Below are 13556 nucleotides of genomic sequence, written 5' to 3' on the forward strand. Positions count from 1 at the left end.
GCTCAAGTGGGGTCGGCAGGGACACAGCAGCGCCGAATCCGCACGAAAAGCTCCACAGGAACTATGGGATGTATCCGGATCGCATCGGCCCCTATCACATCGAGCGAAAAATCGGCTCCGGTGGTATGGGGAACGTCTATTTAGGGACGCACACAGAGACCGGACAAATAACGGCAGTGAAAGTCTTGCCCGCAACACTGGCTCGTGAGGGGGGCTTCGTTGAACGATTCTCACGTGAGATCCAGGCTCTCAGAAAACTAAACAGCCGCCATATTGTGGAACTGTTTGATGACGGATCGACCGAGGACGGTTCATGGTACTACGCCATGGAATTCATCGAAGGTGAAACACTCACCAATCTGATTACGATTCGTCAGAAGCTACCGTGGACCGAAGTCTCGGACATTGCTTTACAGATTGCCGCGGCTCTCAAAGCAGCACACGATGCGGGAGTGGTGCACCGTGACATTAAGCCGTCGAACCTGATGATCACTGCGGACGGATCCGTGAAGCTGACGGACTTCGGTGTTGCACACATGTTTGCCACCACACGTCTGACTCGAACAGGAGGCGTGGTAGGCACGGCGGAGTATATGTCACCGGAACAGGCTCGAGGACTGCGGGCAACCCAGAGAAGTGACCTGTATTCACTTGGAGCCGTGATGTACGCCATGCTGACAGGACGACCACCGTTCACCGGCCGGAATGCCACTGAGATCCTGCATAAACAGCAGTTTGCACAAATTGAAAAGCCTCGGCACTACGTACCCGAAATTCCTCGACTCTTTGAAGAACTTGTCTGTCAGCTGCTGGAAAAACAACCTGACAAACGAACCCCCAATGCTCTGGTTCTGAGTCGCAAGCTTGAACAGGTCCGTTCTCGGATCGCTTTTGCAGAGCAGCAGGAACTTGAGGAACGACAGAGTCTTAACGATGTTACGAGTCCACCAGCACAGCCATCTGAATCAATGGCGGATGATCAGATGATGCAGCGGCCTGGCCCGGCAACACTCGTACGGGATATCATGCGTGAGGAAGTAACATCACAACTGGAAAAATCACTTCCGGCTCGTATCTTTAACAACACTTGGGTGCTGACTGGTCTTCTACTGATGGTGCTTGGCCTGGGATATTATTTCTGGACAAACGCAACTCTCACGGCAGAGGAACGTTTTGAGAAAGCAGCAACAGTCATGTCCGGAAAACCCACGTCCGAATGGATCCGCGAACGCGATAACCTTCAGGAGCTGCTGGATACGGATGCGGTTCCCAAACGAGTCGCGGAAATTAAACAGATGATTCGCAACGCCGACCAGTACGAGTTCTGTCGTAACCTCAAACACATGGCACCGATTGACGGAACCAGGGATCTGGAACTTCAGCGTCTGACTCGGCAGGCATTTGATGATTTCGCGCACGGGAACGTGACGCTGGCCCGTGCTGATCTGAGTGCCGTGGCAGCTCTGACCGAAAACTCCGAACATGACCGGTTCCTACACAGGTTTATTCTGCAAACACTCGAACAGTGGAAACAGGACACGAGTATCCGAGGTCGCCACAAACTTTTAAAAACGGCTATCGACGAAGCCAGTCTGGCACTGAATGACCCCAATCTGGCTGAGACAGCGGTTTCTCTGCTGGATTCCGTTATGCAGCTTTATCACGACGATCCCGACGTTGCTTCGGAAATATCCTACTGCCTTCACCTGAAAAAACAGATACAGCGTGAAACCGCAGACAAGTGAGATCTTCGGATTCTGAGAATCCCGCCACCGGATTGTTGCAACCCTTGCCACACACCGGAGGTTCCTGAGAATGACGCTTAAACCCGAACAGGAGAAAAGAATGGCGGTTCGAGGCATTCGCGGCGCGACGTCTGTGACCAAAGACGATCCGGAACTAATTCGTGAAGCGACCCAGGAACTGATCGAACAGATCCTGAAGCGAAACCGAATCGAGGATTATGATCACGTCATTTCTGCCATCTTCACGACGACAGAAGACCTTCGGTCAACGTTTCCGGCAGAAGCCGCTCGACACATCGGAATGACCCTGGTCCCTCTGCTGTGTGCTCAGGAAATACCCGTACAGGGTTCAATGCCTCGCTGTATCCGTGTGCTGCTGCATGTCAACACAGAACGCAGCACTGCCGAAATCGAACATGTCTATCTGCGCGAAGCTCAAAAGCTGCGTCCGGATATGAACAGTGCCCAGTAGCCAAAGACAATATCGCCTGTCGAGCGAAACGCACGGTCAGTCCCCGGAGTACACCTTGCATTGGCTTACGCACCGGCAACTCTGGGCATACCCGGTGTTCTTTCCGAATCGGGTTTCCGAAACAGTTGTCCCGATCATCCGCTGAATGAGGTGACATCAGACCGAACTAGTCAGCGGCGGACAGAACCCGGTCGGAGCTGACGGCTGCGGTCTGTTTAATTGGATTGGTGGTTGCACCAGTGAGATAATTAAAAACTTTGGCATCTTTCCTGAGAGTATCGAATGTCTCAGCCACCAGCGTCTGCACCTCACGCTCTACAAGTTCGCTGTGCAGAATCGCATGCACATCATTTCGGTCGTGTTCGACAGGTTCCGTCCTGCCTTCGTACTGCAATATGACATACTCACTACGCCCGACCTGAAGCAGTCCGGAAATCTCACCAATTTCCTTCATCCGGAATGCGGTTCTGCGAATCTCTTCATGGGCCCCTGAATACATCCGGATCGGCGGAATTTTTCCTCCCAGAGACCGACTGTTCGGCTCGACGGAATGTTCGCGTGCAAAATCTTCAAAGTTCTCCGGGTGTTTCTTGATTTCCGCAACAACCTCCTGGGCCCGTCTGAGTTTATCGAACATGATCATACGAGCGATGACCCTGGGGCCGTAATTGTCAATGTACGCTTCTTTCAACATTTCGCGGGTAATTTCAACCTCTCGCCCGGCAATTCTCTTCAGAGCGAGTAGCGGCCACACCACATCACGACGATACTGCAGTGCATTCAGTCCGCGTTCCGATTCAATGAATTTGTACCACTGATCCGCCGGAAGCCCCGCGTGTTTACTCAGGCGGAGCACTTCAGCATGAACCTCCGCATCTGTCACCTGAACGCCGTGTTCGGCACATTCCTGCTGAATGATTTTACGACTGATGAGACCATCTAGGACTTCACCTCCAAACTGATGTATGCATTCCCGTGCCAGCTGTTCTCCGGTAATGACTTCACCGTTGACTTTAGCCGCAGGTCTTGAGAGTTCACTGTCGGTGGAAACCCGAGAATCCGGTACGGCCTTCGTCGTGGAGTCCGGCTGAGCCCGCAACAGCTGAACGCCCACACCCACGGCAAGACTTGCGATCAAAGTACCCGCCACCATCACGGACGCAGGGCGACGGTTTTTGCGGTCAGAACCGGATCCGGGAACAGGATTCCGATCCTGCATAGCATTCGTCCGGGTGTTCTTGTCATCCATGACAGTAGCTCCTGAAACCGAACAAACAGCATCAGCGAGGAATTGCCTGCGCATGATACAGCTGGGTCGTCCTTTACGTTGAGAATAGCACGGAGAGAAAGTGGCCAGGATGGCCGGTGGAGAGATTCTTGAGGGGACAGGACCGGCAAAAAACACCGGCTTGAGTCACTCAGCTACGAAGCAAGGATCAAGTTATAAGAGTATTCTACAAATCGCGTCAAGTTGTGTTTCCAGCAGCTGTTTTGGCAGGTCTGCTGGATTGTGAACCGGCTGTGATCTGCTATGATTGGTCAAGTGGCCGGATTTTCTGCAACCTGTTTCAAAATCGAGAGTTACGACGCTCTTTTCAGGCAGGAGGCAGTACAGATGTGCGATCGGCTGAGCCTCGTTCATCACGAATGATCTGACTCCGCAACCACGTCCCGTATGTCCGGGCGGGTTTCCATTCTGTAGTGCTGCTGAACAGGCAGATTTCCAGGGAGTGACCAGATTGTCTACTGACGATCCAGCAGGCGGGATTTCGGTGCCGGATCCCGTTCGTGTCCATCGCACGGACGTCCAGGATGAGATGCGAACCAGTTATCTCACCTACGCCATGAGTGTCATTGTCAGTCGTGCGCTGCCGGATGCGCGTGACGGTCTCAAACCGTCGCAGCGACGAATTCTTGTTGCAATGAACGATTTGAATCTGACTCCGGGCGGCGGGAGAAAGAAATGCGCAAAAATTGCCGGTGATACCAGCGGCAATTATCACCCGCACGGCGAGACCACGATTTATCCAACACTCGTCCGGATGGCTCAGGAATGGGCCATGCGTGAAGTCCTTGTTGATAAGCAGGGAAATTTTGGCTCACTGGCGGGCCTGCCGCCTGCGGCCATGCGATATACGGAAGCTCGCCTGTCCGGTGCGGCAGTGGAAATGCTCCGCGATATTAATCGTGACACGGTTGATTTCACGCCAACCTACGACAACGACAGTTTTGAGCCGGTCGTTCTCCCGGCGCGTTTTCCCAACTTACTTGTCAACGGGTCAAACGGGATTGCGGTCGGAATGGCGACCAGTATCCCCCCGCACAATATGGGCGAGGTCTGTGATGCAGTCATTCGACTGATCGACAACCCGGACTGTTCGGTTGATGAGATTCAGGAAGTCCTTCCGGGACCCGATTTCCCCACCGGCGGAATCATCTGCGGACGGATGGGTGTTCGGCAGGCTTACATGACCGGTCGCTCGACGATTACTCTTCGAGCCAAAACCCACTTCGAAACCGAAAAGAAAAGTGACGTCATTGTTGTTACGGAAATTCCGTATCAGGAGACGCGCGACCGCATTCGCGAAAAGCTGGAACTGCTGGTGCGAGATGAGCGGATCAAAGGGATTTCCAGAATTGTCGATCTCACCGACCGCAACGTGCCGGCCTGGCAAGTGCACCTGCACATTGTTCTTAAAAAGGATGCAGACCGCGACGTCGTTCTGAATCAGCTGTATCAATTTTCACCGCTGCAAACGACAGTCAGCATGATTCATCTGGCACTGGACGGAAGCCGTCCGCAACTGATGAATATTCGCTCCCTGCTGGACGCTTTCCTGCGGCACCGTATTGACGTAATTCGTCGTCGCACCGAATTCCTGCTGAAAGAAGCCCGCAAGCGAAAGCACACCGTTGAAGGCCTGCTGATGGCACAGGTCGACATCGACCGTGTGATTCAGACCATTCGCAGTGCGGCGAGCCGGGTTGAGGCGAGGATCGCTCTGCAGGCGATTCCCATTCCGTCAGAAATGGTGGCCCGGGCTTTAGGCACAGACGGTTATGAAGAATACCGGCGTGAGCAGGGGGAAGCTGCAGAATACTTCCTGTCGACCAATCAGACGGAAGCCATCGTTTCCATGCAGCTGGGTTCTCTTGCCAACCTTGAACACGAAAAACTGCAGGGGGAACATCGGGAATTGCTGGAAAACATCGCGGATTATGTCCACCTGCTGTCTTCCGAAGCCAATATTCGCGCCGAAATTCGCAAAGACATGGAGGAACTCAAGGTTAAGTTTCCGGACAAACGACGGACGGAAATTTCTCAGGAAGAACTTGGAGACTACGACAAGGAAGCTCTGATTACCGAAGAACCAATGGTAGTCACCCTGTCGCAGCGCGGTTACATCAAGCGAACACCGCTTGGCACCTACGAGTCACAGCGCCGAGGCGGCAAAGGAATCCGGGGAGCACAGTCCGACAGCGAAGACCCGATCGAACATTTGTTTGTATCCAGCACCCACGATTTCCTGCTGTTCTTCACCGACCGGGGCAAAGTGCACTGGCTCAAGGTTTATGACCTGCCGCTTCAGGGACGTACGGCCCGGGGCCGGGCACTCGCGAATGTGATCACCCTGGAAGAGGGTGAAGGCGTGGCAAACTGTTTCAATGTCCGGGAGTTCCCCGAAGACAAATTTCTGATGATCGCCACGCGTCAGGGGATCGTCAAAAAGACGTCTTTGTCTGCCTACGGCCGGCCGATGAAAGGCGGCATTATCGCTATCCGGCTGGACGACGATGACGAACTGATTGATGTTCGAATTCTGGAAGGTGATCAGGACGTTGTCCTGAGTACCTCCGGCGGAATGTCCATTCGGTTTAGTCACGAGGATGCACGCCCCATGGGTCGTGCGACTCGCGGGGTCAAGGGGATCAGTCTGGGATCCGACGAGTACGTCGTCGGCATGGTTGTTGCCCAGGCAGAACGCACACTGTTAACTGTCTGTGAACTTGGATTCGGCAAACGGACACCGTTCGGTACCGGAATCAGCTCCGGAGACGATGAAGAATCGAACGGGGATACAACAGTCAGCAGCAGCGCTCAGTACCGCCGTCAAAAGCGGGGCGGCAAAGGCCTGCGGGACATCAAAACCACCAGCCGCAACGGCAAAGTGGTGGACGTACTGTCCGTTACCGACGACGATGAAGTACTCATGATCACATCCAAGGGAAAGATTCAGCGTCTCAGAGCATCGGAGATTAGTACGATCGGCCGTAACACTCAGGGGGTTCGTGTCATTCGGCTGGATTCCGGTGATTCATTGGTCTCCTGCGCAGTCATCGCCGGGGATGTCGTCGAAGAACAGGCGACCGCGTCTCTCAAAGTCGATTCCGCCTCTGACTCAGCGGTTCCGCCCGAGCCACAGGATCCGCCGCAAGAGTCTCAGGCATCATCCGATCCGGCTGCTCCAAATCCGGAACCGCCGGCGGAAGACACCGACAACCAGTCGTAAGCTCAGATTCCGGCCTGTCAACAAAACCGAATGCACCTATCGACGCTCAGCCGGACAAAATTCATCAAACCTGCCGGTGCCCGGTTTTATTCAGGCACCGTACAACGGCTGTCAAACATCAACACAGATCCAACGACGCGCACCTGCCCGGTTCAGACCGGATTCGAAATCCGTACTAAGTCCGCTGTGTCAAAACTCAGTAGTGCCACGGCCAAACATAACACCAGCGAGTCAATCGGAAACAACGAATCACGGAGTTGTCAGTCGTCTGCATCAACCTCGTCTGCACTCAAAGTGCGAATTCGGGCATTGCGTACCTTGGCAACGGTCTGGTAGGTAGCAAATCCCATGGGCTTTGAGATTTCCATTTCAAACCTGACGTCGATTTTATAAAGCGCTCGTTCGACATCTGCGATATTCCATTTGCCCAGCCAGGCTTTAACGTGGCTGTCAGTCACGCGGACACGCACCTTGTACCATTTGCCTCGAGTGAAATCCCGGTAGGAAGTAGTTTCGTTGTCGGAAGCGTCCATGAAATCCAGGCTGGAAATTCCGCAGACGCCTCCCCCCCAGCCTCCCAGCACCAGGCTGCAGGCACTGTCGCCAACCGGAAACGTGTAGCCAACAAAAAAGTCAGTCCCTTTGGCGCGCTGAGCCTCGAATTCCACTTCGTAATTAGTCGTAGGCAAATCTTTTCGCCTGGACGTGATCCCGGACAGGTCAACTCCCCGATGAATAATGAGTTCTCCCCGGGGGCCAACCTCAACCTCACCTTCGCCGCCAAAGTTTGTGACCTTCCAGTCCTTCAGATCTTTGCCGCTGAACAGAGGCTTCCAGTCTTTCTGATTTTCTTTCGTATCGGCAGAAGCAGCATCAGGCTGTGCCGGGGCAGCATTCTCCTGAGCCGGCAGTTCTGTAACGCTGGAAATCAAGGCGGCAGCCATGAGCAGAATCCAGGCAGCAATTGGCATGAGATCACATCCTGACCAGGTCATTCGATTTCAGACACCTCAGCCCGCTTTGTACCGGGCTGAGGGTCCCACGTCAAAAACACAACCGTTCGGGCTGAAAGTTACAGACGAAAAACGTCTGTGCCTGCCGTCACACATACCAGCATCGATTGGTGCATCAGTGCGCTGAGCGGATCCTTTTTCTCAGGTAACTACACAAGACGCAGCTTCTTGCGGGCAAACTGAATCGCATCGACCAGCTTATCCACGTCTTCCATCGTATTGTAAGCCGCAAAGCTGGCTCGCGTTGTGGCCGTGACCCCCAGAAGCTCGTGCAGTGGCATGGTGCAGTGATGACCGTGCCGGGTGAACACCCCGCAACGATCCAACATAGCTGCCAGGTCTTCCGGATGCAGATTTTCAATCCGAAAGGCGATAATGGCCCCTTTGTATTCGGGTTGCGGTCCATAGATCGTCATTCCGGGAATCTGCATTAAGCGTCGGGTGGCCTCCTGCAGCAGAGACTGTTCGTGGACGTGAATCGATTCCAGCCCCGTCTGAGTCACCCAGTCCACTGCCGTACCCAAGGCAATCGCCTGAACAATGGGCAGTGTACCAGCTTCGAGTCGTGCCGGAGTCTCCGCCCATTCCGAATGATCCGCGGCAACGTGGCTGATCATATGTCCCCCAAACACAATCGGCTCTATTTCTTCAAGGCGGTCCGCACGCCCGTAAATGACACCCACACCTGTCGGGCCGTAGATCTTGTGGCCGCTGAACACTAAAAAGTCCACATCGTCGGCTGTGACATCTGTAGAACAGTGGGGAACACTCTGAGCTCCGTCAGCGACCAGGATCGCTCCCGCATGATGAGCCCGCTGAGCAATCTCGGCGATCGGATTCACTGTCCCCAGCACATTGGACATGCTGCAGACTGCCACGATTTTTGTTCGTCTGCTGATCACCTGATCGAACGCTGTCACATCCAGCTGCCCGTCGTCGGACAAGGGAAGCATTTTCAGTGTGGCACCGGTCTGCCTGGCCAGTTGCTGCCAAGGCACAAAATTCGCGTGGTGTTCCATGGGGGTAACCACGATTTCATCCCCCGCCCGAAGTCGGCCCCGTCCCCAGCCAAACGCGACCTGATTCAGACCAAGCGTGGTTCCCGCAGTAAATGCGATCTGCGATCCGGAGGCCGCTCCAATGAAACTCGCTATTTTTTTTCGCGACGCTTCCAGCTCTTGATCGATTCTCGCCCCAAAGCTGTATCGACCGCGGTAGGCATTTGCAAAATACTGTTCTTCGACTTCACGTTCCTTGGCGATCACCGCACACGGTTTTTGAGCTGAAGCCGCGCTGTCAAGAAATACCGGACGTCCCTGTTTGAGTTCCCGGTTCAAAACAGGGAACTGGCTGCGGACAGATTCAGCATCAAACGGCGAGGGAGTGATTTCGGTCATTGAGTTTTCTGCGTTCAGGCACAGTTCGACGCAGCAATGCTGCGAATTCGACGGACCATTCCGTGCAGTCCGTTGCGACGGGTTGAACTGAGATGCTGATTAAGCCCCATACGTTCAAACAAAGCTTCGATGTCCACGTCCAGAATCTGCTGCGGTGTCTTCCCCGAATACGCCGCCAGCAATACGGAAATCAATCCCTTCACGATCATCGAATCACTGTCGGCCCTGATCCTTACGACGATAACACCGTCTGAAACCTCAGGTTCAGCCACCAGCCACACCAGGCTTTGACATCCTTGGACAATATTTTCCTCAGTTTTCAGTACGACTGAGAACTCCGGCAGTTCAAACCCAAGATCAATCAGAAAGTCACACTGTTCTTCCCAGTCGAGCAGTTCTTCAAATTCTTCCAGGAGTTCGTCGATCGACATGATTCGAATCTAACGGGAATTCTGTATCGGAGGAACCTGTTCCACCGGATTCGCCGACGGTCGCCGGAGATTATAGAAAATCAGGAGTCTCAAACTTCATCGTCCAGAACAGCTACAGAATCTCCAAGGTGGGTGCGGAGGGAGTGTCAATCAGATTGCGGGCCACCTGCATCGCGACATTGGTGCAGACATCCCGTAGTGACTCGCAGGCCGGACAGTCTTCTTCCAGCAGTTTCGGGATTTGTCCCGCATCGCTGAGCTCGCGGATGCACGCCTGAATGGGAATCTCTCCCAAAAACGGAACATTAAGTTCATCGGCCACCTTGTGGGCGCCTCCCCTTCCAAATATTTCTCCTGTCATATTCTCAACAAACCCAAGCACCGGAACATTAACTTTCTGATACATATCCACCGCTTTGATCGCGTCCAGCAGCGCAACCTGCTGCGGGGTACAAACGATGACAGCTCCGGCAAGACCGATAAGCTGTGAGAGTGTCAGAGAAACATCACCGGTCCCCGGGGGCAAATCGATGACAAGGTAGTCCAGTTCTCCCCAGTCGCTGTCCTTGAGAAACTGAGTCAAAGCCTTGTGAAGCATCGGACCCCGCCAAACAACGGACTGCCCCTGTTCCATGAAAAACCCCATGGACATCAGTTTGAGTCCGTCGACATCAATCGGATCAATCCGCACCACCTTCTGACCATCCGGTCCCGTCATCTCCTTTGCCGCCGGCTGTCCTTTGGCACCCATCATGTGCGGGATGCTGGGACCGTATACATCAGCATCCATCAGGCCCACACGACATCCAAATGATTTCAATCCGCAGGCCAGCGCGGCTGCCACGGTACTTTTTCCTACTCCACCTTTGCCGCTTCCCACAGCAATCACATTGTGCACCTTCAGTCCGATTCGACCGCCGGAATCTTTACCACGCACGGTGGGATGCAGGTTGACGGTCAGCGACCGCTCACTGCCCACCAGATCAGACAGTCGTTTTTCAATCGACTTCTGCAAACGTCCCGGATGAGGATACGCAGGAGTCAACAGCTCTATGTCCACCGTGACGGTCGCCTCGTCACACTGAACATCGCGAATCTGTCGAAGATCTCCCAGTGTTCGTTCCAGCTCGGGATCAATAATCCGGCCGACGACAGATCTGATTTCTTCAGCAGTTGTCATGAGAACCTGGATCATTCCTGTTGTTGACAAACACACCCCGGGGCCACCCCATCGGTACCTCAGGGATTCTGAAGTCAATCCTAAGCAGCAGGCGTTTCAGTTCAACGGCAGTCGGCCGTGAACTGGACCGTTTCGCCAAGTCGGGATGACACATTCCGGCCGTATTACCGGCTGGAACCGCAGATTCCGAGGCTGCTCAGGGTTCTGTACCGTAAACCAATGACAGACGAACAGGGACATGTCTGTATCATCGACCGCGTGCCGGTCACTAAAATGGCAAATCCAACTAAAGATGCCGACACCGAACAGCTGCAATTACGGGACACGAATCATTTCAACGCCCAAACCCGACTTCAACCAGATTCTGCGAGATTCCGTCCCCCGCTGGAATCAGGCAAACTTCGTTTTTCTTGAGTCATGCCCGTGGTGGGCCCCGTCAGTCCAGACAGAACTGGTTCGATCTGCCGGAACATCAATCCCGGCTGTCTGCGGACAACCCCGACTGGAGACGGATGCTGCAGTCGATTACCGTTGTCACAGTTTTACGACAACACTGGAAATTTATGAACAGATCCGGACGGAATCTGTCACCGGAGTGGTGCTGATTGCCGGTCAGCAGTTACGGGACTGCCTGTTATTTCTGGGAAGGCTGAGCCGACTGTGTGCTCCGTATCCGCCGGTGCTGCTGACTGTCCCTGAAAATTCGGCGTCATTGATGCCACTGTTACTGGAAGCCGGTGCTTCGGCCGTGATGGACCAGACGGTGACCGACATTCAAATTGCAGACTGGTGTCGCCGGGCTGCGTTCCTTGTTGGAAAGTAAACCGGAACAGGCTGCGCTGAACCGGTGCAACCGGATGCGGACAGCATATCGGCCCTGACTACTCCACTGTCACACTCTTGGCCAGATTTCTGGGACGGTCGACATTACAGCCGCGCAGCAGAGCAATATGGTAGCTCAGCAGCTGCAGCGGAACCGCACAGACCAGCGGCTGCAGGTGTTCATCCACGGGCGGAACAAACACAACATCGTCCGCGATTCGAGTCACTTCATCATCGCCTTCACACGCAATGGCGATCACCGGCCCCTTACGAGCCTTGACTTCTTCCATATTGCTGACGACTTTAGGATAGATCCCCCCCCGAGGAATCACAAATACACTCGGCGTCTGCTCATCAACCAGAGCGATGGGACCGTGCTTCATTTCCGCTGCAGGATACCCTTCCGCATGGATATAGCTGAGTTCTTTCAGCTTCAGAGCCCCTTCGAGGGCGACCGGAAAATTATAGAGCCGTCCCAGGTACAAAAAATTATTGAAACCAAAGTATTTGCCGGCAATGGCTTCCACCTGTTCATGACACTTCAGCGTTTGCTCGATAATTTCAGGCATCGATTTCAACTGTTGAATCATGCGTCTGCCGGCCGGATAGGACAAGTGACGCATTCGCCCCAGAAACAGCGACAGCAGGATCAGCACACTGACCTGGGACGTAAACGCTTTGGTTGAGGCAACCCCGATTTCCGGTCCCGCATGCAGAAAAATACCTCCGTCGGCCTCGCGAGCAATCGTCGATCCCACAACGTTGCAGAGCGCCAGCGTGGGATGCCCCTTCCGTTTACATTCTCGCATTGCCGCCAGAGTATCAGCCGTTTCGCCACTCTGAGTGATTGCAAAAACAAGCGTTCGATCATTGATCGGCGGATTGCGATAACGCAGTTCGCTTGCGTATTCGACTTCGGTCGGCAGGCGGGCAAATTCTTCCAGAAGATATTCTCCTACCAAACCGGCGTGCCAGCTGGTCCCGCAGGCTGTCAGTACCACTCGATCCACCCGTCGCAGCTGCTGAGCCGTCAGATTCAGCCCGCCAATTACTGCCGTTGCTTCCTCGTCATCCAGTCGACCGCGCAAAGCATTTTCGATGGCTTGCGGCTGTTCGTAGATCTCCTTGAGCATGTAGTGTTCATAGTCCCCCAGTTCAATGTCCGCTGAAACCTGGTCCAGAGTCTGGATGGAAGGACGTACGTTTCCTGTTTTTCTGTGTTCGATTTGCAGCGTATCAGACTGAATGACGGCGACTTCGTTGTCAGACAGGTACACTACTTCCTGGGTATAACCCACTAGTGGACTTGCGTCGCTGGCCAGAAAGTATTCATCTTTACCAACCCCGATCACCAGTGGACTGCCGGACCGGGCAGCAATGATTGTGTTCGGCACATCCCGAAACAGGACTCCCAGACCGTAAGTCCCGTTCAGTCGTTCCAGCGTCGCATCGATGGCTCTCAGGCAGGTTGAAATTTCCGCTGACGAATGTCCCAGACCGGTCTGTTCGTCAAGGTGATAAGCAATCAGATGGGCCACCACTTCGGTATCTGTCTGTGACTGAAAAACATATCCCACCTGCTGCAGCTGATTTCGCAGGCTGTCGTAATTTTCGATGACACCATTATGCACAATGGCAACTTCACCGCTTCCTCCGATGTGCGGGTGTGAGTTCTCATCCGTTGTGCCACCGTGAGTGGCCCATCGCGTGTGACCGATTCCGACGTGCCCGTTCAGTGGTTCATCGGCCAGCAGCCGAGACAGCTCCTCGACTCGTCCTGCCCGCTTGCGCAGGGCAATTTCGCCATCAGTGCAAACGGCGATCCCGGCACTGTCATAGCCTCGATATTCCAGCCGATGAAGTCCCTCCACCAGCAGATCGGAAACCGCTCGAAACCCGACGTACCCCACGATGCCACACATGACCACGTTCCATTCGTTGACTCAGGATATCCTGCCAGCGTCTGAATCCTCCACATTCGCATG

At 54.1% G+C, this 13556-nt stretch carries 10 protein-coding genes; 4 read left to right on the forward strand and 6 right to left on the reverse strand.

Translation table 11 applies throughout. The features are described 5' to 3' along the window. Nucleotides 1-68: 68 nt before the first annotated feature. Together MK110_04940 and aroH are read left to right on the forward strand one after the other, a co-directional pair. A complete protein-coding gene (locus tag MK110_04940) occupies nucleotides 69-1745 on the forward strand; it encodes a serine/threonine protein kinase (protein MCH2210623.1) in 1677 nt (558 codons plus the stop codon). A gap of 70 nt (nucleotides 1746-1815) precedes the next feature. Then, nucleotides 1816-2217 (forward strand): chorismate mutase, encoded by a 402-nt coding sequence (gene aroH / locus MK110_04945; GenBank protein MCH2210624.1) that lies wholly within the window; start codon nucleotides 1816-1818, stop codon nucleotides 2215-2217. 166 nt (nucleotides 2218-2383) lie between these two features. On the opposite strand, the gene MK110_04950 is transcribed toward aroH, so the two are convergent. After that, nucleotides 2384-3466 (reverse strand): peptidylprolyl isomerase, encoded by a 1083-nt coding sequence (locus MK110_04950; GenBank protein ID MCH2210625.1) that lies wholly within the window; start codon nucleotides 3464-3466, stop codon nucleotides 2384-2386. 490 nt (nucleotides 3467-3956) lie between these two features. On the opposite strand from MK110_04950, the gene gyrA reads away from it, so the two are divergent. Then, nucleotides 3957-6728 (forward strand): DNA gyrase subunit A, encoded by a 2772-nt coding sequence (gene gyrA, locus MK110_04955; GenBank protein MCH2210626.1) that lies wholly within the window; start codon nucleotides 3957-3959, stop codon nucleotides 6726-6728. A gap of 260 nt (nucleotides 6729-6988) precedes the next feature. Here gyrA and MK110_04960 read toward each other — a convergent pair whose 3' ends face one another. The 4 genes from MK110_04960 to MK110_04975 all read right to left on the reverse strand — a co-directional run bounded on the left by MK110_04960 (nucleotide 6989) and on the right by MK110_04975 (nucleotide 10749). Next, the gene (locus tag MK110_04960; GenBank protein ID MCH2210627.1) at nucleotides 6989-7699 is read right to left on the reverse strand and encodes a DUF1080 domain-containing protein; all 711 of its coding nucleotides are present in this window, start codon (nucleotides 7697-7699) and stop codon (nucleotides 6989-6991) included. Between the two features lie 191 nt (nucleotides 7700-7890). Further along, the gene (locus MK110_04965) at nucleotides 7891-9138 is read right to left on the reverse strand and encodes a SufS family cysteine desulfurase (protein ID MCH2210628.1); all 1248 of its coding nucleotides are present in this window, start codon (nucleotides 9136-9138) and stop codon (nucleotides 7891-7893) included. 14 nt (nucleotides 9139-9152) lie between these two features. Continuing rightward, nucleotides 9153-9569, reverse strand: coding sequence for a SufE family protein (locus MK110_04970; GenBank protein MCH2210629.1), 417 nt, complete (start codon nucleotides 9567-9569; stop codon nucleotides 9153-9155). Between the two features lie 112 nt (nucleotides 9570-9681). Then, a complete protein-coding gene (locus MK110_04975; protein ID MCH2210630.1) occupies nucleotides 9682-10749 on the reverse strand; it encodes an Mrp/NBP35 family ATP-binding protein in 1068 nt (355 codons plus the stop codon). A 238-nt stretch (nucleotides 10750-10987) separates the two neighbouring features. On the opposite strand from MK110_04975, the gene MK110_04980 reads away from it, so the two are divergent. Further along, nucleotides 10988-11572 (forward strand): hypothetical protein, encoded by a 585-nt coding sequence (locus MK110_04980; protein ID MCH2210631.1) that lies wholly within the window; start codon nucleotides 10988-10990, stop codon nucleotides 11570-11572. Between the two features lie 58 nt (nucleotides 11573-11630). Here MK110_04980 and glmS read toward each other — a convergent pair whose 3' ends face one another. Further along, nucleotides 11631-13493 carry a glutamine--fructose-6-phosphate transaminase (isomerizing) gene (glmS, locus tag MK110_04985; protein MCH2210632.1) on the reverse strand — a complete coding sequence of 621 codons (1863 nt, stop codon included), beginning with the start codon at nucleotides 13491-13493 and terminating at the stop codon, nucleotides 11631-11633. Between the last annotated feature and the right edge of the window lie 63 nt (nucleotides 13494-13556).

It is taken from the genome of Fuerstiella sp., assembly GCA_022447225.1.
GTDB lineage: Bacteria > Planctomycetota > Planctomycetia > Planctomycetales > Planctomycetaceae > S139-18.

Excerpts from the sequence above, each read along its gene's own strand:
- MK110_04965 (MCH2210628.1), bottom strand. The coding sequence starts at position 9,138 with ATGACCGAAATCACTCCCTCGCCGTTTGATGCTGAATCTGTCCGCAGC.
- MK110_04960 (MCH2210627.1), bottom strand. The coding sequence starts at position 7,699 with ATGCCAATTGCTGCCTGGATTCTGCTCATGGCTGCCGCCTTGATTTCC.
- MK110_04980 (MCH2210631.1), top strand. The coding sequence starts at position 10,988 with ATGTCTGTATCATCGACCGCGTGCCGGTCACTAAAATGGCAAATCCAA.
- MK110_04940 (MCH2210623.1), top strand. The coding sequence starts at position 69 with ATGTATCCGGATCGCATCGGCCCCTATCACATCGAGCGAAAAATCGGC.
- aroH (MCH2210624.1), top strand. The coding sequence starts at position 1,816 with ATGACGCTTAAACCCGAACAGGAGAAAAGAATGGCGGTTCGAGGCATT.
- glmS (MCH2210632.1), bottom strand. The coding sequence starts at position 13,493 with ATGTGTGGCATCGTGGGGTACGTCGGGTTTCGAGCGGTTTCCGATCTG.
- MK110_04975 (MCH2210630.1), bottom strand. The coding sequence starts at position 10,749 with ATGACAACTGCTGAAGAAATCAGATCTGTCGTCGGCCGGATTATTGAT.
- MK110_04970 (MCH2210629.1), bottom strand. The coding sequence starts at position 9,569 with ATGTCGATCGACGAACTCCTGGAAGAATTTGAAGAACTGCTCGACTGG.
- MK110_04950 (MCH2210625.1), bottom strand. The coding sequence starts at position 3,466 with ATGGATGACAAGAACACCCGGACGAATGCTATGCAGGATCGGAATCCT.